Source organism: Pseudomonas parasichuanensis, from assembly GCF_021601385.1.
GTDB lineage: Bacteria > Pseudomonadota > Gammaproteobacteria > Pseudomonadales > Pseudomonadaceae > Aquipseudomonas > Aquipseudomonas parasichuanensis.
On the sequence record NZ_BQHO01000006.1, the window covers coordinates 37,977 to 63,911 of the forward strand.

Genomic DNA, 25,935 nt, shown 5'->3' on the forward strand with positions numbered 1-25,935 from the left:
GTTCACACCTTAGCCACGAGCGGGCGACCCAGCAGGCCTTGGGGACGGAAGATGAGGATCATCACCAGCAGCGAGAAGCTGAACACGTCCTTGTAGTCGGAGTTGATCAGGCCGGAGAACAGCGACTCGGAAATCCCCAGGATGATCCCGCCGAGCATGGCGCCGGGAAGTGAGCCGATCCCGCCGAGCACGGCGGCGGTGAACGCCTTGATGCCGATGATGAAGCCGGCATAGAAGTCGAAGGTGCCGTAGTTCATGGTGATCAACACGCCCGCCAACGCGGCCATCACCGCGCCGATGACGAACACGTAGGAGATCACCCGGTCGGTGTTGATGCCAAGAATAGAGGCCATCTTGCGGTCTTGTTGCGTGGCCCGGCACATGCGGCCGAGCTTGGTGTACTTGATCACGTAGGTGAGCAGGCCCATGCCGACGAAAGCGGCGACCAGGATGAAGATCTTGGTATAGGTCAGCTGGACGAAACCGCTGCCGACGTCGATGCGCATGGCACCTTCGAGCAGCGTGGGTACGCCCTGCTGGCGGGCGCCCTGGCTGATCTGCGCGTAGTTCTGCAGGATCAGCGAAATGCCGATGGCGCTGATCAGCGGTGCCAGGCGGGTGGAGTTGCGCAGGGGCTTGTAGGCGATGCGCTCGATGGTGAAGCCGTAGACGCCGGTGACGACCACGGTGAACAACAGCGTGCCGAGCATCAGCAAAGGGAACGACTCGATGCCGAAGTAGGCCAGCAATGCCAGGCTGATCGCCGCGAGGTACGCGGAGATCATGTACACCTCGCCGTGCGCGAAGTTGATCATGCCGATGATGCCATAGACCATTGTGTAGCCGATGGCGATCAGGCCATAGACCGACCCGAGGGTCAGGCCATTGACCAGTTGCTGCAGGAAAATACCATCCATAACGCAATCTCACCTGATTGAGATTGCACGAGCGCCGACCACGGCGGGCCACGGTGAAGTGGCCGTTGCGGCGCAGAACCGTGCAGATCTACGAATAAAGACAGCTGCTGCGGGGCGTTGGCCCGGGCTTGCGCGCCCGGGCCCCACCCTGGTTATTTTTGTTTTTCGAGCTGGTGGTACTTGCCGTCTTTATCCCACTGGTAGACCACGTAGTCGGACACGGTCAGGTCGCCCTTGCTGTCCCACTTCTTCTCGCCCATGACGGTCTTGACCGGGTTGGCCTTGAGCCACTTGGCGGCGTCCTCGCCCTTGTTCGACTTGGCGCCGTTGAAGCCGGCAGCCAGTGCCTGCAGCGAAGCGTAGGCGTACAGGGTGTAGCCTTCCGGCTCGGTACCATTCTTGCGGAACTCCTCGACCACCGCCTTGCTGTCGGGCAGCAGGCGTGGGTCGGCGCCGAAGGTCATGTACACGCCATCGACGTATTGAGCACCGCCTGCGGTGGTGACCAGTTCGTCGGTGACGATGCCGTCGTCGGACATGAACTTGACGTCCTTCAGGCCCTGCTCGCGCAGCTGGCGTACCAGCGGGCCGGCCTCTGGGTGCAGGCCACCGAAGTAGACGACGTCGGCACCGGCGGCGCGGATCTTGGTGACCACGGCGCTGAAGTCCTTCTCGCCGCGGGTCAGGCCTTCGTACAGGACCGGCGTGACCCCGCGCTTGATCAGCTGTGCCTTGGTCGCGTCGGCCAGGCCCTGGCCGTAGGTGTCCTTGTCGTGAAGCACAACTACTTTCTTGCCCTTGAGTACATCGACGATGTAGTCGCCGGCAACGATGCCCTGCTGGTCGTCACGGCCACACATGCGGAACATCGCAGACAAGCCACGCTCGGTGACTTGCGGGTTGGTGGAGCCCGGGGTGATGGCGATCACGCCGGCCTCGTCATACACCTCGGAGGCTGGGATGGTGTTGGAAGAGCAGAAGTGACCGACCACGCCGATCACCTTGTCCTGGTCGACCAGGCGGTTGGCCACGGCCACGGCCTGCTTGGGTTCACAGGCATCGTCACCTTTGACCAGGACGATTTTCTCGCCGTTCACCCCACCGGCGGCGTTGATCTTGTCGGCTGCCGCCTGGGCACCTTTCATGTACTGCTCGCCAAACGCTGCGTTGGCACCGGTCATGGGGCCCGCAACACCGATCTTGACGTCGGCCTGAACATACGAAGAAACACCCAGTGCTGTGGCTACTGCCAGTGCCAGGAAACCTTTCTTGTAAAACGTCTGCGACATGAGGTGGTGCTCCTAGAGTTTTTTTTGGTTGGCACTACAACTTCATCAACCCTGTGCTCCGAGCAAGGGCCGTGCCATTGGTTTTGTGTTCCGGGAAAACTCACTGTGCAGGGGGATACGAGGCGACCGACGGCCTTTTCTTTATTGAGCGTGCAACCGTCTGCCGCAGGGTGAGCGCCACCCAAACGCCTAGACAAGGAGCAACCGTCGAGTGCCATCATTGCAACCCTTGCAAGTGTTAACGTGCAACCGCCCTGTAACAGCCGACGTCACCGAACTGCACACCGCTGGTGCGCGACTGCTACAGGCAGCACCGTTTGAAGGCTAGCCGGTGCACGGAAAACTCGCCTGGGTGGATCGAAAGCCCCGGCCATTTTGCTCATGGCTGGCCCAAACACTGGCACAATGGCCACCATTCACGCGCGCTTGCACCGTTCAAAGCGGGCGCCGCCGACCTGGAGCTTTACATGAGCGAGAGCGCATTCGCCGAGCGCATCGTGCACAACCTGCTCGACACCGACTTCTACAAGCTGACGATGATGCAGGCCGTGCTGCACAACTACCCGGACGCCGACGTCGAATGGGAGTTTCGCTGCCGCAATGGCGAAGACCTGCGCCCCTACCTGGGCGAGATCCGCCACCAGCTGGAACTGCTCAGCGAACTCACCCTGGATGATGGCCAGCTGGCCTTCCTCGAGCGCATCAGCTTCCTCAAGCCCGACTTCCTGCGTTTTCTGCGGCTGTTCCGCTTCAACCTGCGCTATGTGCACCTCGGTATCGAAAATGACCAGCTGAGCCTGCGCCTGCGTGGCCCATGGCTGCACGTGATCCTCTTCGAAATACCGCTGCTGGCGATCATCAGCGAGGTGCGCAACCGCCACCTGCACCCCCACATGCGCCTGGCCGAGGCCCGTGACCAGCTGCACCGCAAGTTCGACTGGCTGCGCGCCCATGCCAGTGATGACGAACTGGCCGAACTGCAGGTGGCCGACTTCGGCACCCGCCGGCGCTTTTCCAGCCGGGTGCAGGAAGAAGTGGTGCGGGTGCTGCGCGATGACTTCCCGGCCCGTTTCGTCGGCACCAGCAACGTCGACCTGGCATGGAAACTGGATATCAAGCCGCTGGGCACCATGGCCCACGAATGGTTCATGGCCCACCAGCAGCTCGGCCCGCGGCTGATCGACAGCCAGATCGCCGCGCTGGACTGCTGGGTGCGCGAGTACCGCGGGCTGCTGGGCATCGCCCTGACCGACTGCATCACCATGGATGCCTTCCTGAAGGATTTCGACCTGTACTTCGCCAAGCTGTTCGACGGCCTGCGCCATGACTCGGGCGAGCCGGTGGCCTGGGCCGAGAAAGCCATCGCCCATTACCAGAAGCTGGGTGTCGACCCGATGACCAAGACCCTGGTGTTCTCCGATGGCCTGAACCCGACCCGTTCGCTGGATATCTTCCGTGCCCTGCGCGGTCGGATCAACGTCAGCTTTGGCATCGGCACCAACCTGACCTGCGATATCCCCGGTGTGGCGCCCATGAACATCGTGCTTAAAATGACCGACTGCAACGGCTCGCCAGTGGCGAAGATCTCCGACGAAGCCGCCAAGACCCAGTGCCGCGACCAGAACTTCGTCGCCTACCTGCGTCACGTATTCAAAATCCCCAGCAAGGAGTAACCCATGCAAGCCGTTCAGCAGGAGATTGCCCAGGCGCTCAAGGTGCAGCCCCCCTTCGCCGATACCGCCGCCCTCGAGCAGGAAGTGGCCCGGCGCGTGGCGTTCATCAAGGATTGCCTGGCCAACGCCCGGCTCAAGACCCTGGTGCTGGGCATCAGCGGCGGCGTCGATTCGCTGACCGCCGCCCTGCTTGCCCAGCGCGCCATCCACGAGCTGCGCAGCGAGACGGGCGACAAGGCCTACACCTTCATTGCCGTGCGCCTGCCGTACCAGGTGCAGCACGATGAGCACGACGCCCAGGCCTGCCTGGACGTGATCAAGGCCGATGAAGTGCACACCGTCGACATCGCCCCGGCGGTACGCGCCCTGGCCATTGAGGTAAAGGCACTGGAAGGTGGCTCGCCGAGCCTGGTGGACTTCGTCGTCGGCAATACCAAGGCGCGCATGCGCATGGTGGCGCAGTACACCATCGCCGGCGCCCGCGCGGGCCTGGTGATCGGTACCGACCACGCTGCCGAGGCGGTGATGGGCTTCTTTACCAAGTTCGGCGATGGTGCCTGTGACCTGGCGCCGCTGAGCGGGCTGGTGAAGAACCAGGTGCGGGCCATTGCGCGCAGCTTTGGCGCGCCAGAGTCGCTGGTGGAGAAAGTGCCGACCGCGGACCTTGAAGACCTGGAGCCGGGCAAGCCGGACGAGGCGTCCCATGGCGTCACTTACCAGCAGATCGATGCCTTCCTGCATGGCCAGCCGGTTGATCAGGCAGCGTTCGACATCATCGTCGGCACCTACCGCAAGACCCAGCACAAGCGCGAACTGCCGTTCGCACCTTGATGGCTAATGGGGCCGCTTTGCGGCCCATCGCGGCACAAGGCCGCTCCTACAGGGATTGCACTAAACCTGTAGGAGCGGCCTTGTGCCGCGAATGGAGGGCAAAGCCCTCCCAGCTCTCAGACTGTCGTTACTTGACGACAACCTTGCCCTTCATCATCGAGATGTGGCCCGGGAAGGTGCAGAAGAAGCTGTAGTCGCCACCGGCTTCGAGCTTCGAGGTGTCGAACTTCACTTCGGTTTCTTTCTCAGGCGCGCCGATCATCGCGGTGTGGGCGATGATGTTGGCGTTGTCGGCTTTCAAGTAACCCTTGTCGATGCCCTGGCTCATGCCTTCGGTGGCGATCGCCTGCATGTCGGCAGTCTTGCTGATCACCAGGTTGTGGCCCATGACGTTCTTCGGCAGGCTGCCCGAGTGGGTCAGCTTGACGGTGAACTCTTTGCAGCTCTTGTCGACGGTGAATTCTTTGCTGGTGTAGGACATCTGGTCAGTCGACTCGACAGTGACCGAGCATTCGGCTGCAAAGACAGAGGCGCTGGCGAGGGTCAGCAGGGATACCGCTACAGCTTTCGCAAACATCATGAATCTCCTTGGCAGGGTTTTATCAATTGCGAGACTGCCTGAAACCATGCAACCCAGCCCTGATGTGGGTCAAGGGGTGTCAAGTGGCCAGCCAGTTGAATTGTTCAATGGATTGTATACAACCAATCAAAGAGCACATCATGCCCTCTTGATAGACGATGGGACAACCTTTCATTTAGGAGTAACTGAAATGTCCCTCTCAAGTTTCATGAACAGCCTGCTCGCCGCCTACGCCCAGGGCGCCACCGGCGCGGCCTGCGAATTCTCCCGCCCTGAGTGAATAGCCTTGGAAGTGCCGGGCTTGAGCTTTACCCTGTGCCCCCTGTGAAGGGAGACAAGCCATGCCTGTACGTTCCGTTTGTGTGTTCTGTGGCGCCAGTATCGGCGCCAACCCCGCCTACCGTGAAGCGGCCATCGCCCTGGGCCAGGCCATCGCCCGCCGGGGCCTGACGCTGGTCTATGGCGGTGGCGCGGTGGGCCTGATGGGCACCGTCGCCGACGCCGCCCTGGCCGCGGGTGGTGAAGTGGTCGGGATCATCCCCGAAAGCCTGATGAACGCCGAAATCGGCCATAAGGGCCTGACCCGCCTGGAAGTGGTGGACGGCATGCACGCGCGCAAGGCGCGCATGGCTGAGCTGAGCGATGCCTTCATCGCCCTGCCGGGCGGGCTGGGGACGCTGGAGGAGCTGTTCGAGGTGTGGACCTGGGGGCAGCTGGGTTATCACGCCAAGCCGCTGGGCTTGCTCGACGTGAATGGCTTCTATGAAAAGCTGGGCGGGTTCCTCGACCATATCGTCGAGGAAGGCTTCGTACGGCCACAGCACCGGGCGATGCTGTTGCTGGGGCAGCAGCCGGATGAGCTGCTGGAGGGGATGGACCGGTTTGAATCACCCGTGTTGCCGAAGTGGGTCGACAAAAAGCCGGATTAATCGAAAAGGGGCTGCGCTGCAGCCCATCGCCGGCAAGCCGGCTCCCACAGGTGCTGCACATGCCTTGCCCTTGTGGGAGCCGGCTTGCCGGCGATGGGCCGCAACGCGGCCCCTTCTACGATCAGCGCGGAATGACTGGCTGACGCGGCTTCTTGCCCTTGCCGCCACCCTTGGCCGCCTCTTTGCGCTCCTTGGCCGCCTGCTGGTTGCGGGCGAACGCTTCGGCCTTGGCCTTCTCGCGCTTGTCCCACGGCTTGCTGCCATCGCTGGCACGCGGCGGCAGGCCAGTGTGCTGGGTGAGGATCTTCTGGTCCTTGCCCACCTTGTGGCTGCCGGCCGGGGTGGAGTTCTTGCGCCGGGCACTCTGGTAGCTGTCGGTCTGCGGCTGGTGCAGCGGGATCAGCTGGTGCTTGCCCGGGCCGATCAGGTCGGCGCGGCCCATGCGCTCCAGCGCTTCACGCAGCATCGGCCAGCCCTTCGGGTCGTGGTAGCGCAGGAACGCCTTGTGCAGGCGGCGCTGCTCCTCGCTCTTGACGATCTCCACCCCTTCGCTCTTGTAGGTGACCTTGCGCAGCGGGTTCTTGCCCGAGTGGTACATGGCCGTGGCCGAGGCCATGGGCGACGGGTAGAACGCCTGCACCTGGTCGGCGCGGAAGCCGTTGCCCTTGAGCCACAGGGCCAGGTTCATCATGTCTTCGTCGGTGGTGCCCGGGTGGGCGGCGATGAAGTACGGGATCAGGTACTGCTCCTTGCCCGCCTCTTTCGAGAACTTCTCGAACATGCGCTTGAAGCGGTCGTAGGTGCCGATGCCCGGCTTCATCATCTTGTCCAGCGGGCCGCGCTCGGTGTGCTCCGGGGCAATCTTCAGGTAGCCACCCACGTGGTGGGTCACCAGCTCGCGCACGTACTCAGGCGATTCCACCGCCAGGTCGTAGCGCAGGCCCGAGGCGATCAGGATCTTCTTCACCCCCGGCAAGGCACGGGCCTTGCGGTACAGCTCGATCAGCGAGCTGTGGTCGGTGTTGAGGTTCTCGCAGATACCGGGGAACACGCACGACGGCTTGCGGCAGTGTTTCTCGATCTCGTGGCTCTTGCAGGCGATGCGGTACATGTTGGCGGTCGGGCCGCCAAGGTCGGAAACCACCCCGGTGAAGCCCGGCACCTTGTCACGCATCTCTTCGATTTCGTGCAGGATCGACTCGTGGGAACGGTTCTGGATGATCCGGCCTTCGTGCTCGGTGATCGAGCAGAAGGTGCAGCCACCGAAGCAGCCACGCATGATGTTCACCGAGAAACGGATCATCTCGTAGGCCGGGATACGCTCCTTGCCGTAGGCCGGATGCGGGATGCGCGCGTAGGGCATGCCGAACACGTAGTCCATTTCTTCGGTGGTCATGGGGATGGGTGGCGGGTTGAACCACACGTCCACCTCGCCGTGCTTCTGCACCAGGGCGCGGGCGTTGCCGGGGTTGGTCTCCAGGTGCAGCACGCGGTTGGCGTGGGCATAGAGCACCGGGTCGTTGCGCACCTTTTCGAACGATGGCAGGCGGATCACCGACTTTTCGCGGGTAATCTGCGGGCTGTCGAGGATCTGCACCACCTTGGCTTCGTTCGGGTCGTCCTGCTCGCCCTTGGCCTGCTCGATGGCACAGGCCTGGGTGTCCTGGGTGTTGACGTAGGGGTTGATGATCTTGTCGACCCGACCTGGGCGGTCGATGCGGGTGGAGTCGATCTCGTACCAGCCCTGTGGCGTGTCGCGGCGGATGAACGCCGTGCCGCGCACGTCGGTGATCTGCTCGATGTGCTCGCCCTGGGACAGGCGCTGGGCGACTTCGACAATGGCCCGCTCGGCGTTGCCGTACAGCAGGATGTCGGCGCTGGCGTCCACCAGGATCGAGTGGCGGACCTTGTCCTGCCAGTAGTCATAGTGCGCGATGCGGCGCAGCGAGGCCTCGATGCCGCCGAGCACGATCGGCACGTGCTTGTAGGCTTCCTTGCAGCGCTGGCTGTACACCAGGCTGGCGCGGTCCGGGCGCTTGCCGGCCAGGCCGCCGGGGGTGTAGGCGTCGTCGGAACGGATCTTCTTGTCCGCGGTGTAGCGATTGATCATCGAGTCCATGTTGCCGGCCGCGACGCCGAAGAACAGGTTCGGCTCGCCGAGCTTCATGAAGTCGTCCTTGGACTGCCAGTTCGGCTGGGCGATGATGCCCACCCGGAAGCCCTGGGCCTCGAGCAGGCGGCCGATGATGGCCATGCCGAACGACGCATGGTCGACGTAGGCGTCCCCGGTCACGATGATGATGTCGCAGGAATCCCAGCCGAGCTGATCCATCTCCTCCCTGCTCATTGGCAGGAACGGCGCTGGCCCGAAGCATTCGGCCCAGTACTTGGGATAGTCGTAGAGTGGTTTGGCTGCTTGCATGTCAGTGACCGGTTCTGGTGTACAGGGAAATCGCGGGCGCGGAATATAGCACAAATTTTGACCAAATCCGACGGTGGTGGTCGGAAACCTTGCTGTGATTCTTCACGACTTCACAAGCCTTACCCTTTAGGCAAATACCTACGAACGCTCTTGCACCATGCCCACATCCACAGCATTGAGCCCGCCAGTTACGCAATGCTAGAAATCGGCCTCTCCAGCCCGCCGAGTAGAACTTCATGCCTACGTACAAGGACGCTAGCGTGGCCATGGCGGCAACACTTGCCCTGAAAGTCGCCACCCTGGTCCCGGCATTGATCCTCGCCGACATCATCGATGATCTCTCTAGAGGAGGATCCTCTGCGGCCGTCATCAATCTGCTTGTGGCATTTCTATGCCTGGTCGGCTTGCAGTCACTGCTTACCCCCTTGCAGGCCTGGTGCCTGGCACGACTTTGCCAAGAGCAGGTCAGGCAAATGTCAGCCAGATGGTGCCGAACATTGCTCGACAAGCGTTTCGAGGCATATGGCCAGTTGCATGGCGGCACTCTGGTAAAGGTTCTGGACAGAGGCATAACCGCACAAGAGCGCTGGTTCGGCTTTTTGATTGGCTCGGCGTGGCCGGTGCTGGCAGAAGCACTGGTACTGACCGGCCTGTTTCTGTATCTGGGCGCCGCGAGCGTGCTTCTTGGCTTGGCGCCCTTGAGTCTGGCCTACCTGTGGTTAAACAATCGCATGGTGCGCTGGCGGCGCCCGCACATCGAAACCGTGAATGAGCGCGAGGATGAACTGGCCGAGCAGTGGGTGGATACGTTTGCCACTGCGGCAACGGTCAAGCTTGAGCGTGCTGAAGAGGCCGCGATGCAACCAGTACTCCAAACGCTCAGCGGGTACGCCGACGCGGCAGTGCGGGTGGCGACCTCTGGCGGCTGGCTGCTCGGCTTACGTATCGCGTTCATTGGCCTGGGCAGCGGAGGGTTGCTTGCGTGGGGAACCTATGACCAGACACACACGACCCCATCACTGAGCCTCGGGGAACTGGTGGCGTTATTCACACTGGTGAGCGGACTGCTGGCGGGCGTCGCGCAACTGGCAGAGGGCTGGCGCATGCTCGATCAATATCGTCTGGACAAGCGCAAGCTGGAACATTGGTTAAGCCTACCGAAGTTCGGGGCGACCGAGTCTGCAACACAGCCCGACATGAATGAGCAATGCGGCTTGTTGCTGACCCCCTGCACATTGCACGAACACGCAGAAGTACGATTGCAATTGGAAAATCCGCTGTTAATCCGCAAAGGTGAACGGGTTGCACTGGCTGGCGCGAGCGGCTCTGGCAAATCGACGCTTCTTCAGGCGTTGGCCGGCACGCTTGGCCCCATACGCCAGCACTTGCAACTGGATGGCAGATGCCTGGCTCAGTTCGAAGCCTCCGAACAGTTCACCCGCTTGCGCCTCTGCCCGCAGGGCCCTCGCTTCATTCCGGGCCAATTGCCACGATCGGTACTGTTCGATCATGCCCATGATCGCGGCCAGGTAGAGTGCTGGCTGGAAGCTCTCGATCTGCGCGATGGCTGGTACGAGCGTGAGCTGGATAGCCGAGGTGAGAGTATTTCCGGGGGCGAGGCTCGGCGACTGACACTGTTGCGCGTGCTCAATCGCCCCGGCGACTACAACCTGTTCGACGAGCCCACCAGCGGCTTGGATGATGACTTGGCAAGACGCACTTGGGACCTGTTGTTCGAGTCGCTTGCCGGTCGCGGGCTTATTTGCGTCACCCATGATCAGGAGGCGCTTCAGCGTTTCGACCGGGTGATTTGGTTGAGGGACGGCAAGATCGTCGAACAGTAGCCGAGGCATCGCTTTGTAGAGGCCGGACCGGCGTCTTCACCGGCAAGCCGGCCCCCACAATGACCGTACCGCCGGTGAAGGGGCGAGCCAGTTACTCGTCGTCGTCGAAGTTGTACATGCCCGGCGCGAGGTTCTCGAAGCGGGTGTACTTGCCGATGAACGCCAGGCGGATGAAGCCGATGGGGCCGTTACGCTGTTTACCGATGATGATCTCGGCCACGCCCTTGTGCTCGGTCTCGGGGTGATACACCTCGTCGCGGTAGACGAACATGATCACGTCGGCGTCCTGCTCGATTGCACCGGATTCACGCAGGTCGGAGTTGACCGGGCGCTTGTTGGGGCGCTGTTCCAGGGAGCGGTTGAGCTGCGACAGGGCGATCACCGGGCAGTTGAATTCCTTGGCCAGGGCTTTCAACGAGCGGGAGATCTCGGAGATCTCGTTGGTACGGTTGTCACCGGCAGAGCCCGGGATCTGCATCAGCTGCAGGTAGTCGACCATGATCATGGCGATCTCGCCGTGCTCACGGGCCAGGCGGCGGGTACGGGCACGCATTTCCGAGGGGCTGATGCCGGCGGTATCGTCGATGAACAGCTTGCGGTCGTTGAGCAGGTTGACCGCGGACGTGAGGCGCGGCCAGTCGTCGTCGTCCAGCTGGCCGGAACGCACCTTGGTCTGGTCGATGCGGCCGAGGGACGAGAGCATACGCATGATCAGCGATTCACCTGGCATCTCGAGGGAGAACACCAGCACCACCTTGTCGCTGCGCAGTACGGCGTTCTCCACCAGGTTCATGGCGAAGGTGGTCTTGCCCATCGACGGACGGCCGGCAACGATGATCAGGTCGGCAGCCTGCAGGCCGCTGGTCTTCTCGTCGAGGTCGGTATAACCGGTGGAGACACCGGTGATGTCGCTGTCGGAGTTGAACAGCGTGTCGATGCGGTCGATGGCCTTGGTCAACAGCTCGTTGACGCCCACCGGGCCGCCGGTCTTCGGCCGCGCTTCGGCGATCTGGAAGATCTGCCGCTCGGCGTCATCGAGGATCTCTTCGGCGTTGCGCCCCTGGGGGTTGAAGGCGTTGTCGGCGATGTCGGTACTGATGCTGATCAGCTGGCGCAGCGTGGCCCGCTCGCGAATGATCGCGGCGTAGGCCTTGATGTTGGCCACCGACGGGGTGTTCTTGGCCAGCTCGGCCAGATAGGCCAGGCCGCCGACCTGGGTGGAAACACCTTCCTTGTCCAGCTGCTCGTGCAGGGTCACCACGTCGAACGGGTGGTTGGCGTCGACCAGCTTGTGGATGGCGCGGAAGATCAGGCGGTGGTCATGCCGATAGAAATCGCCATCCGACACCTGGTCCAGCACCTTCTCCCAGGCGTTGTTGTCCAGCATCAGGCCACCGAGCACGGCCTGTTCGGCCTCGATGGAATGCGGCGGCACCTTCAGGGCAGCGGTTTGCAGGTCGAGCTGTTCGGGATGGGTAATCTCGTTCATGGCCACGAAAGAATTCTGGTAGATGAAAAAGACAAAGGGCACGGCCTGCAAGAAACAGGACCGTGCCCGATGTTAACCGCCTGACCCGCGAGGGACCAGCCGATTGCGCAGCTTAGGCAGCTACGACGACCACACGTACGGTGGCTTCAACGTCGCTGTGCAGGTGCACGGCTACGTCGTATTCGCCAACCTGACGGATGGTGCCGTTCGGCAGACGAACTTCAGCCTTGGCCACTTCAACGCCGGAGGCGGTCAGGGCGTCAGCGATGTCGTGGGTGCCGATCGAACCGAACAGCTTGCCTTCGTCGCCAGCGGTGGCAGTGATGGTCACTTCCAGCTCGGCCAGTTGGGCAGCGCGGCTTTCAGCCGATGCTTTCTTGTCTGCTGCGGCTTTTTCCAGCTCAGCGCGGCGCTCTTCGAACGCGGCCAGGTTGGCGGCGTTGGCAACGGTGGCCTTGCCGAACGGCAGCAGGAAGTTACGGCCGTAACCGGCCTTAACGTTTACTTTGTCGCCCAGGTTGCCCAGGTTGGCGACTTTTTCCAGCAGGATCAGTTCCATTTGGTAAAACCTCTTAACTTTTAACCTTCACCGTTCGCGGAATCGTCACCCTGCGAAGGGGACTTGCGACCGCGAAAATCAATCAGGCTGTCGACAATGGCCAAAACCACGAGCAACGGATACATCAGCTGCATGAGCAGCGGCAGCGTCACGTACATCCCCACCAGCCAGAACCCGGCCAGTCGCCCCTGCGCCACCAACCCATGAATCAGGGCGATGCCAGCCAGAAGCAGTACCAGGCTGGAAGCTGATGCCAGCACGATGAACTGCGACCCGATAAACGGACCCAGCGCCATCAGCGACACCAGTGCCAGCATGGGCACCAGCGGCAGCCTCAGTTCGCGAAACTCGCGCCCGAAACCACCGGGGTTGTACAACGCAGCCTGCCAATAGCGCGCCAGCATCAAAGCCAGCAGGCTGAACAGCTGCAGCATTACCGCACTGGAAGCGACCAGCAAAGGGCCGATCAGCTCACCAGGTAGTACCGGTTTGCCTTCGAACTGTGGCAGGGCTTTTTCAAGCGCCTTGGCCAACACCTCGAAGGTGTCGCGCAGCACCGCATCCAGGATCAGGCTGTACAGCAAGCCTAATACGACACTGGACAACAATACCCGGGTCCAGGAATGCCCGGCACGCAACAGCGCAGCCAGGCCCAGCGTTCCCAAAAACACCAGCAAGGTGCTGGGTTCGCCGAAGTACCACATGACCACCGCTGGCAACAGGCCCCAGGCGATGACCGATGAAGCATCCTTGAAACCGCGCCGCAGGAACACCAGGCTCCCGGCGGCGGCACTCAACCAGAACAGCAGCGGCAGTACCGCACTGATGACCACCACGAAGGTGGCCTGCACACGACCGCGCATGATGAAACTTGCCAACGCTCGCATGCTTATCCCTTGCTACTTAAGTCGACGACCCGGTCTCAGCGGCCGTGGCTGTCGGTGTAGGGCAGCAGGGCCAGGAAGCGGGCGCGCTTGATAGCGGTAGCCAGCTGACGCTGATAACGAGCTTTGGTACCGGTGATGCGGCTTGGAACGATCTTGCCGGTTTCGGATACGTAAGCTTTCAGGGTGTTGAGATCTTTGAAGTCGATCTCTTTCACGTCTTCAGCAGTGAAGCGGCAGAATTTACGACGACGGAAGAAACGTGCCATGTGATTGGCTCCTCAAAAGGTCCGTGGATTACTCGTCAGCGTTATCGCTGTTGTCGCTGTCATTGCTGTCGTCGCCATCGACGCCATCAGCACTGTCAGGACGTTCGCGACGCTCACGGCGCTCGCTGCGGTTCTCTTCTGCCTTGAGCATCTCGGACGGGCCGGTAACGGCTTCGTCACGACGGATGACCAGGTTACGGATCACGGCATCGTTGTAGCGGAAGTTGTCTTCCAGCTCGGCCAGGGCCTTGCCGGTGCACTCAACGTTCAGCATCACGTAGTGAGCCTTGTGAACATTGTTGATTGCGTAGGCCAGTTGACGACGGCCCCAGTCTTCCAGGCGGTGGATCTTGCCACCATCTTCTTCGATCAGCTTGGTGTAACGCTCAACCATGCCGCCGACTTGCTCGCTCTGATCCGGGTGGACCAGGAAGATGATTTCGTAATGACGCATGAATGCTCCTTACGGGTTAGTAGTCTGCCAGCGAATCTGGTCAGACAAGGAGTGAATGACACTGTAAGTCTTGCCCCGGCGTGTAGGCGCATGCGCACCGGCCAGCTGGCAAGGGGCGCAATTGTAGAGAAGGCCGGGGGGACAAGCAAGGAGGGTGAAGCTCCAAGTTACAAGCGGCAAGCTGCAAGTTGAAAGCAGTGAGACCTCGATTCTGCTTTTCTTACAGCTTGCAACTTGAAGCTCAAGGCCGAAGGCCGCGCTGCCTCACTGCCTCGAATAGACATACACCGGTCGCGACCGAAACGTTCAGGCTGCTGACGCTGCCGGCCATCGGCAGCTTGACCAGGAAATCGCAGTGCTCGCGGGTCAGGCGACGCATGCCCTTGCCTTCGGCACCCATGATCATCACCAGTGGACCGGTCAGGTCCTGCTGGTAGATCTCCTGCTCGGCCTCGCCGGCGGTACCGACCACCCACAGCCCGCGCTGCTGGAGCTTTTCCAGGGTGCGGGCAAGGTTGGTCACGGCCACCAGCGGGATCACTTCGGCGGCGCCGCAGGCGACCTTGCGCACCACGGCGGTCAGGCTTGCCGACTTGTCCTTGGGGATCACCACCGCGGTAGCGCCCGCGGCATCGGCGGTGCGCAGGCAGGCGCCGAGGTTGTGCGGGTCGGTGACACCGTCGAGCACCAGGATCAGCGGCGGGGTTTCGGTGCGCTCGAGCAACTCTTCGAGCATCAACTCACCCCACACCTGGCTTGGGCTCACCTCGGCCACTACGCCCTGGTGCACGCCCTCGACCCAGGCATCGAGCTCACGGCGCTCGGCCTGGCCGACCTGGACGCGGTTTTCCGCGGCCAGGGCCAGCAAGGTCTGCAGGCGCGGTTCGCTGCGGCCTTCCGACAGCCAGATCTGCTTGACCCGCTTGGGATGGTGCTGCAGCAGCGCCTGGACGGCGTGCACGCCGTAGATTTTTTCCAGCTGACTCATGACTTGTTCTTGCCTTTACGTGGCGCGCCGGACTTCGACGGCCCCTTGCGATGCTTGGTCGGCTTGCCGGTAGACGACTTGCTGCCTTTTTCCGACTTGCTGGTGGCATGCCCGGTGCGCGCATCGCTCATCAGCGCTTTCTTCATCTCGCGGCTCTTGCGCACTTCGGCGTTACGCTGGACGGCGTCTTTCGGGAAGTAGGCATCGGCGGTTTCGCCCTTGCGGCTGCGCGGCTTGGGCGAGATTTTCGCTTCGGCGGCAGGTGCCTGCTGGGCGGCCGGTTCGGCAGCGCCGGCGCGTGCCTTGCGGCCAACCGGTGCGGTGACGGTCTGCTCGGACATCTCGAAGTCGATCTTGCGCTGCTCGAGGTCGACGCGCATGACCTTGACCTCGACCGTGTCGCCGAGACGGAAGCTACGGCCAGTGCGCTCGCCCGAAAGGCGATGGTGAACCGGGTCGAAGTGGTAGTAGTCGCCCGGCAAGGCGCTGACATGCACCAGGCCTTCGACATAGATGTCGGTGAGTTCGATGAACAGACCGAAACCGGTGACCGCGGTGATCACGCCTGGGAAGATCTCCCCGACACGATCACGCATGTACTCGCACTTGAGCCAGTTGACCACGTCACGGGTGGCTTCGTCGGCACGGCGCTCGGTCATCGAGCACTGCTCGCCCATCTGCTCGAGGGCGTTCTCGTCGTACGGGTAGATACGCGCCTTGGGGATGCTCATGGCGCCGGCACGCTTGACGTGCGGGGTATCGACCTTGGAACGGATCACACTGCGGATTGCCCGGTGCACCAGCAGGTCCGGGTAACGACGGATCGGCGAGGTGAAGTGGGTGTAGGCTTCGTAGTTGAGGCCGAAGTGGCCATTGTTCTCGACGCTGTACACCGCCTGGCTCAGCGAGCGCAGCATGACGGTCTGGATCAGGTGGAAGTCCGGGCGCCCGGCGATGCTCGCCAGCAGGGCCTGGTAATCCTTCGGCGACGGGTCCTTGCCCTTGTGCAGGCTCAGCCCCAGCTCACCGAGGAAGGCGCGCAGTTTTTCCAGGCGCTCCGGCGGCGGGCCGTCGTGCACGCGGTACAGCGCCGGCACGTTGTGTTTTTGCAGGAACGCGGCGGTGGCGACGTTGGCCGCCAGCATGCATTCCTCGATCAGCTTGTGGGCGTCGTTGCGCACGGTCGGGCGAATTTCGTCGATCTTGCGGTCTTCGCCAAAGATGATCCGGGTTTCCTGGGTCTCGAAGTCGATCGCGCCACGGGTGTGACGGGCCGCCAGCAACACCTTGTACAGCGCGTACAGGCTCTTGAGGTCCGGCAGGACCGCGCTGTATTCCTCGCGCAGGGCCTTGCCTTCGCGGGTACGGGAATGCTCGAGCATGCTGCTGACCTTGTTGTAGGTCAGGCGCGCATGGGAGTGGATAACCCCCTCGTAGAACTGGTAGTCGACCATCTGGCCGGCCTTGTTGATGGTCATTTCACAGACCATGGCCAGGCGATCGACGTGCGGGTTCAGCGAGCACAGCCCGTTGGACAGCTCCTCAGGCAGCATCGGGATGACGCGCTCCGGGAAGTACACCGAGTTACCGCGCTGCTGGGCTTCGGTGTCCAGGGCGGAACCCAGGCGCACATAGCTGGACACGTCAGCGATCGCCACATACAGGCGCCAGCCGCCCGAGAACAGGCGCAGCTTGCCCAGCGGCTCGCAATAAACGGCATCGTCGAAGTCACGGGCGTCTTCACCGTCGATGGTGACGAACGGCAGGTGACGCAGGTCGATGCGCTTCTCTTTGTCCTTTTCTTCGACTTCGGAGCGGAACTTGCGCGCTTCCTTGATCACGTCCTGCGGCCAGACGTGGGGAATGTCGTAGCTGCGCAGGGCGATATCGATCTCCATGCCCGGGGCCATGTAGTTGCCGATCACTTCGACAACATCACCTTGCGGCTGGAAACGCGGGGTGGGCCAGTGGGTGATCTTGATCGAAACGAACTGACCGATCTTCGCGCCGCCGTTGCGCCCGGCCGTCACCAGCACTTCCTGCTGGATCTTCGGGTTGTCCGGCGTCACGTAGCCGATGCCGCCTTCTTCGAAGTAGCGGCCGACCACGCTTTCGTGGGCGCGGGAGATGACTTCGACCAGCACACCTTCGCGGCGGCCACGGCGGTCGACACCGGAGACCCGGGCAAGGCCACGGTCACCGTCGAATACCAGGCGCATCTGCGAGGGGCTGAGGAACAGGTCTTCGCTGCCGTCGTCGGGGATCAGGAAGCCGAAGCCGTCGCGGTGGCCGGAGACACGGCCGCAGATCAGGTCGAGCTTGTCTACCGGGGCATAGGTGCCACGCCGGGTATAGATAAGCTGGCCATCACGCTCCATGGCGCGCAGGCGGCGACGCAGGGCTTCGATCTGGTCTTCTTCATACAGACCGAACTCTGCCGCCAGTTCTTCGCGGGCAGCCGGTTCGCCACGGTCGGCGAGACGCTGCAGGATCAGCTCACGGCTGGGGATAGGATTGTCGTATTTTTCCGCTTCGCGAGCGGCCTCGGGATCGAGGGATTGCCAATCGGCCATCAGAAGGGGTTCACCTTGGGGTATATAGATATGAATTCTGGCATAGGCGTATTGAAACCGGAAATGTCAGCCTTGGACAGCCCCAGCACAGCCTCCGCTGGGCAGTAATAGGCCAGCGGAATCAACAAGTTGAATTTTTTGAAATTTTTTTCGCTCGGGGGCTTTACAGCCTCCAGGACCGCCCGTATAGTGCGCACCACAACGACGGACAACCCCGAAGTTGTAGTAGAGATGAACGGCGCTGTAAAGCATCTTGTAATCTCGAATGTGTGCCCAGGTGGCGGAATTGGTAGACGCGCTGGTTTCAGGTATCAGTGACTTAACGGTCGTGGAAGTTCGAGTCTTCTCCTGGGCACCAAGATTTTCAAGTAATAGATGACCAAGGATCTATTACTACTGTGTGAAAGCGGACGATAGTCGCCTCACCAGATGATTCAAAGCTTTGCCCAGGTGGCGGAATTGGTAGACGCGCTGGTTTCAGGTATCAGTGACTTAACGGTCGTGGAAGTTCGAGTCTTCTCCTGGGCACCATATAAAAACCCACTAGCTTGCTAGTGGGTTTTTTCTTGCCTGCGATTTTTGTTTCACCCCCTCTCCCCCGCCGATGCCTCCCGAAAGCGCAGAACGGATCACGGCGAACCCCCATGAATTTCCCGTCATACGCCCATTTGAGAAACGATTTCGTTTACCATTGTTTCCAAATATGTAGCCGTAAGCGAGGAAGTACCCGCATGACGATCCGCCCGCAACCGCTGATGCGCACCCTGGCCGCTGCAGTGCTGAGCCTGGTGATCGGCGCTCCGGCCGCCCTGGCAGACACCCCGACCAGCCTGACCATGTACAACGGTCAGCACAAGGAAATCGGCGAAGCCATTGCCAAGGCCTACGAGGCCAAGACCGGCATCCACATCAATATCCGCAAAGGCAGCAGCAACCAGCTGGCCAGCCAGATCATCGAGGAAGGCGACCGCTCGCCCGCCGACATCATCTACACCGAAGAGTCGCCGCCGCTGAACAACCTGGGCGAACTGGGCCTGCTGGCGAAGATCGACGACGCCACCCTGAACATGCTGCCCAAGGAATACGTAGGCGCCAACGGCACCTGGATGGGCGTCACTGCCCGCACCCGCGTCGTGGTGTACAACCCGAAGAAGATCGACGAAAAAGACCTGCCCACCACGGTAATGGACTTTGCCGGCCCCGAGTGGGAAGGCCGGGTCGGCTACGTGCCCACCAGCGGTGCATTCCAGGAACAGGCCGTGGCCATCCTCAAGATGCACGGGCGCGAAGCCACCGAGGAATGGCTGACCGGCCTGAAAGCCTTCGGCAAGACCTACACCAACAACATGGTCGCCCTGAAGGCCGTGGAAAAAGGCGAAGTCGCCGCCGTACTGGTCAACAACTACTACTGGTACGCCCTTGAGCGCGAACGCGGCAAACTCGACTCCAAGCTGTACTACCTGGCCGATGGCGATGCCGGCAACCTGGTGACCATCTCTGGCGCTGCCGCGGTGAAAGCCAGCAAGCACCCGAAAGAAGCCCAGGCCCTGCTCAACTGGATGGCCAGCGAAGAAGGCCAGCGCGTGATCACCCAGACCACCGCCGAATACCCGCTGCACAAGGGCATGGTCTCGGACCGTGGCCTGAAGCCGTTCGAGGAGCTGCGCCCGCCGAAGATCTCGCCGGCCGACCTGGGCAATGCCGAGGAAGCCATCGAGCTGGAACGCGAGGTTGGTCTGCTCTGATGACCGCCGCCCTGCCCTCGCCCGCCCTCTCCCGTTTCGTCCCCAAGCGCAAGCGCCCGTCTGTGTGGGTGCTGCTGCCGGTATTGTTCCTGGTGGCGATGAGCCTGCTGCCACTGCTGTATGTCGGGCTCAAGGCCTGGGAAGCCGGCTGGCACGAGGCCCTGCGCCTGCTCTGGCGCCCGTTCGTCTGGGGCCTGCTGCGCAACACCCTGCTGCTGATGGCCGGCGTCACCGCGCTGTGCCTGGTGGTGGGGGTGGCCCTGGCCTGGCTGCTGGAGCGCAGCGACCTGCCGGGCCGGCGCTTGTGGGGCGTAGTGCTGTGCCTGCCGTTCGCCGTGCCGTCGTTCGTCAGCAGCTTCACCTGGGTGTCGCTGAGTTCGGACTTCGAAGGACTGGGCGGGGCGATCCTGGTGATGGCGCTGTCCAAGTACCCGCTGGTGTTCCTGCCGGTGGCCGCCACCCTGCGTAACCTCGACACCGCGCTGGAAGAGTCGGCCCGCACCCTGGGTTGCAGCCGCTGGGGCGTGTTCCGCAAGATCACCCTGCCACTGCTGTGGCCGTCGATGCTGGGCGGCGCCCTGCTGATCGCCCTGCACATGCTGGTGGAGTTCGGCGCCCTGTCGATCCTCGGCCTGCAGACCTTCACCACGGCGATCTACCAGCAGTTCGAACTGGAGTTCAGCAACGCCAACGCCGCCATGCTTTCAGCGGTGCTGCTGGCGCTGTGCCTGGTGATGCTCTGGCTCGAGCTGCGGGTACGCGGCAAGGCCCGTCATGTGCGGATCGGTCAGGGCGTGGCGCGTCGTGCCCAACCGGTCAAGCTGCGCGGCTGGATGCCACTGGGGCAACTGCTGTGCCTGGCGCTGGCGGTGCTGGGCAGCGGTATTCCACTGGCCATGCTTGGCTACTGGCTGAGCGTCGGCTCCTCGGCGGCCTTCCCGGTGGCGGCCATCGGCAAGGCCCTGGCCACCTCGCTGTCGGTGTCGCTGGGCGGCGCAGGTTTCTGCGTGCTGCTGGCATTGCCGATCAGCTTCCTGGTGGTGCGCTACAAGGGTCGCCTGGCGATTTGGGCCGAGCGCCTGCCGTACCTGCTGCATGCCCTGCCGGGCCTGGTGATCGCGCTGACCCTGGTGTTCTTCGCCCTGCACTACGTGCCGGCGCTGTACCAGACCACCGCGCTGCTGATCCTGGCCTATGCCCTGCTGTTCCTGCCGCTGGCCCAGTCTCCCGTGCGTACGGCACTGAACAAGGCTTCGCCAACATTGGAGGAGGCGGCGCGCACACTGGGTGCGAGCAGCTTCGCGGCGTTCTGCCGGGTGACCCTGCCGATCATCTTCCCGGCCATGGCGGCGGCGTTTGCCCTGGTGTTCCTCGATGCCATGAAGGAGCTGACCGCCACCTTGCTGCTCAGCCCGACCGGCATGACCACCCTGGCCACCGAAGTGTGGGCGCATACCGCCAACGTCGAGTTTGCCGCGGCGGCGCCTTATGCGGCGCTGTTGATCCTGGTGTCGGGGTTGCCCGTGTATCTGCTGACTACGCGGATGTATCTGAACAAGGCCTGACAAGCCACACCGCACCTGTAGGAGCGGCCTTGTGTCGCGAAAGGGCTGCAGAGCAGCCCCGGCGATATTTGCTTTAACGCTGAAACCCTGGGGCCGCGCTGCGGCCCTTTCGCGGCACAAGGCCGCTCCTACAAGGATCGCGCAGGGCCTGCAGGAGCAGCAGCCACCCTCAAGCCCTGAACTGCCCCAGGCTCGCGCGCAGTTGCGCCGCCAGGTCATCCAACACCTTGCTGCTGGCCGTGGTCTGCATCACCACCTCGGCCGAGCGCTCGGCCTGGGCATGGATGTTCTCCACCCGCCCACGCACCGCCTGTGCGCCATTGGCCTGCTGTTCCGCCGCGCGGGTAGCCAGGCCGATCGCCGCATGCACCTGCTCCACCGCCGCCTGCACCGACTGCTGACGCCGCTCGTTGTCACGCAGCACCAGCAAGCCTTCGCTGGCCTGGCGCCCGGCCTGGCTGATGGTCGCCACCGCCTCCTTGGCGCCCTGCTGCAAGGCGGTGATGTGCGACTGGATATCGCCGGTCGAACTCTGCGTCTTGCTCGCCAACGCCCGCACCTCGTCAGCCACCACGGCAAAGCCACGCCCCGTCTCGCCCGCCCGGGCCGCCTCGATGGCAGCATTGAGCGCCAGCAGGTTGGTCTGCTCGGCGATGCCATGGATGACCGTCAGCACCACTTCGATCTGCTCGCTCTGCTTGGCCAGCCGCTCGATCACCTGGGAGCCGGTCTCCACTTCACCGGCCAGGTTCTCGATCAGCCGTGCCAGCTGGGTGGAGGCGCGGCTGTTCTCATCGGTGGCCTGGCGGATATCCACCACCTGCTGCAAGGCAGCCTGCATGGCATGGCTTTCGGCCTGGGCCTCATCGGCCATGCTCGACAGGTCGCGCAGGCTGGCGGCCACTTCATCGCGCTGCAGCGCCGCCGCCGCATCGGCCCCGGCGTTGCGCTGGGTCATGCTGCCGATCTCCACGCCGGTGCGCTGGGCCACCTCGCCGGCCTCACGAACGATGGGCTGCAGCTTGTCGACGAAGCGGTTGACTGCCGATGCCATGTCGCCGATTTCGTCGCGGCTGTCGAGGGTCACACGCTTGGTGAGGTCGCCCTCACCCGCCGCCAGGTCGTTGAGCGCGGCGATCAACAGGCGCAGCTTGCTGAGCACCCGGCGCCCAAGCACCACGGCGACCACCAGCAGTACCCCCAGCCCGACCAGCACCAGGCCCAGGCCGATGCGCCAGCGCAGCTCGCCGGCGGCCTCCTGCACAGTCTGCGCAGTATTGGCCTGCATTGCCGTGGCGCTGTTCTGGGCAGTTTCCAGTCGCGCGCGCAGGGCCTTGCCGCTGTCGGCGGCGGCAGCCACCAGACTGTCGCCGACCAATTGCTCGCCGCTGCCGATCAACGCGGCAAAACGCTGGTCGAGCGCCTTGAGCTCCTGATCGACGCCCGCCGTGGAGACTCCCATCAGCACCTTGCCGATCTCGGCGCCATTGGGGCTGATGGACGCTTCGACGAAGTACACCGACGGGTCCTTGCGCGCCGCATCCAACACCTTGTCCAGCGCCCGCTCACCCTGCCCCTTGTCCATCAGTGCCTGGTTGATCGGGTTCTGGCGGTTGAGGTAGCGGGTCAGGTGCTGGCCCTGGGCGTCGTCATAGATCACGAACAGGACGTTGGGGTTGCGTTGGGCGCGGCGGGCGAAGTCCGACAGCATCGGCACGTCGTTATCCCAGATGGCGCGCGGCGCCACCGACGCCAAGAGCTCGGCCATGTCGTTGGCCGAGTCCTTGAGGTTCTTTTCCAGGGTCGCGCGCAATTGCTGCTGCTCGCTCTGCAGCCGCTCGGAAAGGCCGGCACTCAGGCGCTGGCGGGTACTGGCCGAGAGGCTGTCGAGCCCGGCGCGCACATCCTGGCCGGCCTGCTCCAGTTCTGCGGCCAGTTTCTGGCTGTCATGGCCCAGGCGCTCCCCCAAATCGGCCTCCAGGGCCGTGACCGTGCTCCGCGTCAGTGCAACGGCAACCAGCACCTGCACCAGAAGAGCGATACCAAGCGCAACAAACACAGGCCGCAACAGGCGGCTTCGTAACAGTGAAAGGATGGCAGACACGTTGTAACCCTCGTGTTTCTGGCGCCATTACTTTGATGGCATCTACAGAGACTTCTTACAGCAAGGGTTGTGCCTGGGGCAGGAGGTATAAACGCCAACTTGAAGTGAGACGTAAGACATTTCTGCATCTGAGCCCAGATGCACCAACAAAAACGCCGCGATCCCTTGCGGGAACGCGGCGTTCGATCAGCCGGAAACGCTAATCAGGCAAACGGATGACGCAGCACGATGGTCTCGTTGCGGTCCGGGCCAGTCGAGATGATGTCGATCGGCGCGCCGATCAAATCCTCGATGCGCTTGATGTAGGCACGCGCATTGGCTGGCAGCTCTTCCAGGGTTTTCACGCCCACGGTCGACTCGCTCCAACCCGGCATCTCTTCGTACACCGGCTCCAGGCCGATGTAGCTGTCGGCATCGGAAGGTGCGTCGATGACGGCACCGTTCTCGTTCTTGTAGCCCACGCAGATGTTGATGGTTTCCAGGCCGTCCAGTACGTCCAGCTTGGTCAGGCAGATGCCCGAGATGCTGTTGACGTCGATGGCGCGACGCAGGATGACCGCATCGAACCAGCCGCAACGACGGGCACGGCCGGTGGTGGAACCGAACTCGTGACCACGCTTGGCCAGGGTGGCGCCAGTCTCGTCGAACAGTTCGGTCGGGAACGGGCCGGAACCAACACGGGTGGTGTAGGCCTTGGTGATACCCAGGATGTAGTCCAGGTACATCGGGCCAACGCCGGAACCGGTGGAGATGCCGCCGGCAGTGGTGTTGGAGCTGGTGACGTACGGGTAGGTACCATGGTCGATGTCCAGCAGCGAGCCCTGGGCGCCCTCGAACATGATGTCCTTGCCGGCGCGACGCAGGTTGTGCAGCTCGGCGGTGACGTCGAGCATCATCGGCTTGAGCTGCTCGGCGTAGGCCATGCACTCGTCCAGGGTCTGCTGGAAGTCGATGGCCGGCTCTTTGTAGTAATTCACCAGCTGGAAGTTGTGGTAGTCCAGCAGCTCACCGAGCTTGGCGGCGAAACGCTCGCGGTGGAACAGGTCGCCCACACGCAGGCCGCGGCGCGCGACCTTGTCTTCGTAGGCTGGGCCGATGCCGCGGCCGGTGGTGCCGATCTTGGCTTCGCCACGGGCTTTTTCACGGGCCTGGTCCAGCGCCACGTGGTACGACAGGATCAGCGGGGCAGCCGGGCTGATGCGCAGGCGCTCGCGCACCGGTACGCCCTTCTCTTCCAGCTTGGTGATTTCGCGCATCAGCGCGTCCGGGGCTACAACCACGCCGTTGCCGATCAGGCACTGTACGCCTTCACGCAGGATGCCCGATGGAATCAGGTGCAGAACGGTCTTCTCACCGTTGATCACCAGGGTGTGACCCGCGTTGTGGCCACCTTGGTAGCGCACGACGGCGGCAGCATGTTCGGTCAGCAGATCGACGATCTTGCCTTTGCCCTCATCACCCCACTGGGTGCCCAGGACGACGACATTCTTACCCATAACACTTGTCCTCATTCACGCAAACTTGGTTGCCGGCCCATCGCCGGCGAAGAATCTCAATGGGTCAGCGGCAGAACCTGCCAGCGCCCGTCTTGCTGAATCAATTGCCGATCACAATCCGCCTCAAGGGCAGCACTCAGCGGCTGGCCAGGCAGAGCCTGGACCACACGCTGGCCCTCGTTGCGCAACTGGCAGACTTGCTGCCAGAGGGCCGCATCACCGCTGTCGGGCATCCAGATGCCGCCAGCCGGGAGTACGACCTCCGCTCGCCCCAGTGTGACCAGGGTCTTCAAATCCGTGGAGAAACCGGTGGCCGGGCGTGCCCGGCCGAAGTCGGCGCCGATGTCGTCGTAACGCCCGCCCTGGGCGATCGATTGACCCTCGCCAGGCACGAACACGGCGAACACCACGCCGGTGTGGTAGTGGTAGCCGCGCAGCTCGCCAAGGTCGAAATACAGCGGCAGGTCCGGGTAGCGCGAGGCCAGGCGGTCAGCGATCGCCAGCAGGTCGTCCAGCGCTGCCAGCACGCTGGCCGGGGCACGGCCCAGGCGCACACGGGCTTCGGCCAGCACTTCACGACCACCGCACAGCTCGCACAGGGCACGCAGCATGTTGCCAAGGTCCTGCGGCAGGTTGGCGGTCAGCGCCTGCACTTCATCGACAGCCTTGCGCTGCAGGGCGTCGAACAACTGCTGCTCGACGTCACCCGACAGGTTGGCGGCGCGCGCCAGACCACGGTAGATGCCGACATGGCCGAGGTCCATGTGTACATCCGCCACGTCGGTCAGCTGCAGCGTGGCGAGCATCAGGCTGATGACTTCGACATCGCTGGTGGGGCTGGCATCGCCGTACAGCTCGGCGCCCAACTGGATCGGGCTGCGCGAGGTGGACAGCGCGCGTGGCTGGGCGTGCAGCACGCTACCGGCGTAGCACAGGCGGCTCGGGCCTTCGCGGCGCAGGGTGTGGGCATCGATACGCGCCACCTGTGGGGTGAAGTCGGCACGGAAGCCCATCAGGCGCCCGGACTGCGGGTCGACAACCTTGAAGGTGCGCTCGTCCAGGTCCGCACCGGCACCGGTCAGCAGCGACTCCAGGTATTCGATATGGGGGGTGACCACCAGCTCGTAACCCCAGCTCTGGAACAGGTCCAACACCTGCCGACGCGCGATTTCGATGCGCGCAGCCTCAGGTGGCAGTACTTCCTCGATGCCATCTGGCAAAAGCCAGCGGTCTACCGTTGCCATTACGCCATTTCCCCTTTGGTCCGGGCGGCCACCCTGCGGGCGAGCCTTGAGTGAAACGGGCCTGGCGGACAGCAGCGGGC

At 62.9% G+C, this 25,935-nt stretch carries 20 protein-coding genes, 2 tRNA genes and 1 pseudogene; 8 read left to right on the plus strand and 15 right to left on the minus strand.

What is annotated here, in order from left to right:
• Positions 1-2: 2 nt before the first annotated feature.
• Together L6D77_RS06935 and L6D77_RS06940 are read right to left on the minus strand one after the other, a co-directional pair.
• Entirely contained in the window at positions 3-917 is a 915-nt protein-coding gene (locus L6D77_RS06935) for an ABC transporter permease subunit (protein ID WP_110992987.1), read from the minus strand.
• Between the two features lie 152 nt (positions 918-1,069).
• The gene (locus L6D77_RS06940; protein WP_110992988.1) at positions 1,070-2,206 is read right to left on the minus strand and encodes a branched-chain amino acid ABC transporter substrate-binding protein; all 1,137 of its coding nucleotides are present in this window, start codon (positions 2,204-2,206) and stop codon (positions 1,070-1,072) included.
• Between the two features lie 467 nt (positions 2,207-2,673).
• On the opposite strand from L6D77_RS06940, the gene pncB reads away from it, so the two are divergent.
• Both pncB and nadE read left to right on the plus strand, forming a co-directional pair.
• Complete coding sequence (gene pncB / locus L6D77_RS06945; protein WP_232882502.1) at positions 2,674-3,879, plus strand: nicotinate phosphoribosyltransferase; 1,206 nt, start codon at positions 2,674-2,676, stop codon at positions 3,877-3,879.
• Between the two features lie 3 nt (positions 3,880-3,882).
• Positions 3,883-4,710 (plus strand): ammonia-dependent NAD(+) synthetase, encoded by an 828-nt coding sequence (nadE, locus tag L6D77_RS06950; protein ID WP_232882503.1) that lies wholly within the window; start codon positions 3,883-3,885, stop codon positions 4,708-4,710.
• A gap of 127 nt (positions 4,711-4,837) precedes the next feature.
• On the opposite strand, the gene azu is transcribed toward nadE, so the two are convergent.
• Positions 4,838-5,287, minus strand: coding sequence for an azurin (gene azu, locus L6D77_RS06955; protein WP_110992991.1), 450 nt, complete (start codon positions 5,285-5,287; stop codon positions 4,838-4,840).
• Positions 5,288-5,631: 344 nt separating this feature from the next.
• On the opposite strand from azu, the gene L6D77_RS06960 reads away from it, so the two are divergent.
• Complete coding sequence (locus tag L6D77_RS06960; protein ID WP_232882504.1) at positions 5,632-6,219, plus strand: LOG family protein; 588 nt, start codon at positions 5,632-5,634, stop codon at positions 6,217-6,219.
• 121 nt (positions 6,220-6,340) lie between these two features.
• Here the strand turns inward: L6D77_RS06960 and L6D77_RS06965 are convergent, their stop codons facing one another.
• Positions 6,341-8,641: a YgiQ family radical SAM protein gene (locus L6D77_RS06965; protein ID WP_232882505.1), complete on the minus strand. Its 2,301-nt coding sequence runs from the start codon at positions 8,639-8,641 to the stop codon at positions 6,341-6,343.
• A 266-nt stretch (positions 8,642-8,907) separates the two neighbouring features.
• On the opposite strand from L6D77_RS06965, the gene L6D77_RS06970 reads away from it, so the two are divergent.
• Positions 8,908-10,485, plus strand: a complete 1,578-nt coding sequence (locus tag L6D77_RS06970) for an ATP-binding cassette domain-containing protein (protein ID WP_232882619.1) — start codon at positions 8,908-8,910, stop codon at positions 10,483-10,485.
• Positions 10,486-10,576: 91 nt separating this feature from the next.
• Here L6D77_RS06970 and dnaB read toward each other — a convergent pair whose 3' ends face one another.
• The 7 genes from dnaB to rnr all read right to left on the minus strand — a co-directional run bounded on the left by dnaB (position 10,577) and on the right by rnr (position 17,701).
• Positions 10,577-11,974: a replicative DNA helicase gene (gene dnaB, locus L6D77_RS06975; protein ID WP_232882506.1), complete on the minus strand. Its 1,398-nt coding sequence runs from the start codon at positions 11,972-11,974 to the stop codon at positions 10,577-10,579.
• Between the two features lie 112 nt (positions 11,975-12,086).
• Complete coding sequence (gene rplI, locus L6D77_RS06980; protein ID WP_011535934.1) at positions 12,087-12,533, minus strand: 50S ribosomal protein L9; 447 nt, start codon at positions 12,531-12,533, stop codon at positions 12,087-12,089.
• 20 nt (positions 12,534-12,553) lie between these two features.
• On the minus strand, positions 12,554-13,420 hold the full coding sequence (locus tag L6D77_RS06985; RefSeq protein WP_232882507.1) for a hypothetical protein: 867 nt from the start codon (positions 13,418-13,420) through the stop codon (positions 12,554-12,556).
• Between the two features lie 35 nt (positions 13,421-13,455).
• Positions 13,456-13,686, minus strand: coding sequence for a 30S ribosomal protein S18 (gene rpsR, locus L6D77_RS06990; protein ID WP_003249563.1), 231 nt, complete (start codon positions 13,684-13,686; stop codon positions 13,456-13,458).
• A 28-nt stretch (positions 13,687-13,714) separates the two neighbouring features.
• Positions 13,715-14,140 carry a 30S ribosomal protein S6 gene (gene rpsF / locus L6D77_RS06995; RefSeq protein ID WP_110996123.1) on the minus strand — a complete coding sequence of 142 codons (426 nt, stop codon included), beginning with the start codon at positions 14,138-14,140 and terminating at the stop codon, positions 13,715-13,717.
• A 241-nt stretch (positions 14,141-14,381) separates the two neighbouring features.
• Complete coding sequence (rlmB, locus tag L6D77_RS07000; protein ID WP_232882508.1) at positions 14,382-15,128, minus strand: 23S rRNA (guanosine(2251)-2'-O)-methyltransferase RlmB; 747 nt, start codon at positions 15,126-15,128, stop codon at positions 14,382-14,384.
• Positions 15,125-17,701 carry a ribonuclease R gene (gene rnr / locus L6D77_RS07005; RefSeq protein WP_232882509.1) on the minus strand — a complete coding sequence of 859 codons (2,577 nt, stop codon included), beginning with the start codon at positions 17,699-17,701 and terminating at the stop codon, positions 15,125-15,127. Before rnr ends, rlmB begins: the two co-directional genes overlap by 4 nt.
• Before the next feature lie 271 nt (positions 17,702-17,972).
• Here rnr and L6D77_RS07010 point away from each other — a divergent pair.
• From L6D77_RS07010 to L6D77_RS07025, 4 genes are all read left to right on the plus strand, one after another.
• A tRNA-Leu gene (locus L6D77_RS07010) sits at positions 17,973-18,059 on the plus strand.
• A gap of 86 nt (positions 18,060-18,145) precedes the next feature.
• Positions 18,146-18,232, plus strand: a tRNA-Leu gene (locus tag L6D77_RS07015).
• A gap of 200 nt (positions 18,233-18,432) precedes the next feature.
• A complete protein-coding gene (locus L6D77_RS07020) occupies positions 18,433-19,446 on the plus strand; it encodes an extracellular solute-binding protein (RefSeq protein ID WP_232882510.1) in 1,014 nt (337 codons plus the stop codon).
• Positions 19,446-21,011, plus strand: coding sequence for an ABC transporter permease (locus tag L6D77_RS07025; RefSeq protein WP_232882511.1), 1,566 nt, complete (start codon positions 19,446-19,448; stop codon positions 21,009-21,011). Before L6D77_RS07020 ends, L6D77_RS07025 begins: the two co-directional genes overlap by 1 nt.
• A gap of 169 nt (positions 21,012-21,180) precedes the next feature.
• Here the strand turns inward: L6D77_RS07025 and L6D77_RS27485 are convergent, their stop codons facing one another.
• From L6D77_RS27485 to L6D77_RS07040, 4 genes and pseudogenes are all read right to left on the minus strand, one after another.
• Positions 21,181-22,065 (minus strand): methyl-accepting chemotaxis protein, encoded by an 885-nt coding sequence (locus L6D77_RS27485; protein WP_373870576.1) that lies wholly within the window; start codon positions 22,063-22,065, stop codon positions 21,181-21,183.
• Between the two features lie 21 nt (positions 22,066-22,086).
• A pseudogene (locus tag L6D77_RS27490) lies at positions 22,087-22,779 on the minus strand (methyl-accepting chemotaxis protein); the annotation flags it as partial.
• 539 nt (positions 22,780-23,318) lie between these two features.
• A complete protein-coding gene (locus L6D77_RS07035; RefSeq protein WP_016712316.1) occupies positions 23,319-24,611 on the minus strand; it encodes an adenylosuccinate synthase in 1,293 nt (430 codons plus the stop codon).
• 56 nt (positions 24,612-24,667) lie between these two features.
• On the minus strand, positions 24,668-25,855 hold the full coding sequence (locus L6D77_RS07040) for an ATP phosphoribosyltransferase regulatory subunit (protein WP_110996129.1): 1,188 nt from the start codon (positions 25,853-25,855) through the stop codon (positions 24,668-24,670).
• Between the last annotated feature and the right edge of the window lie 80 nt (positions 25,856-25,935).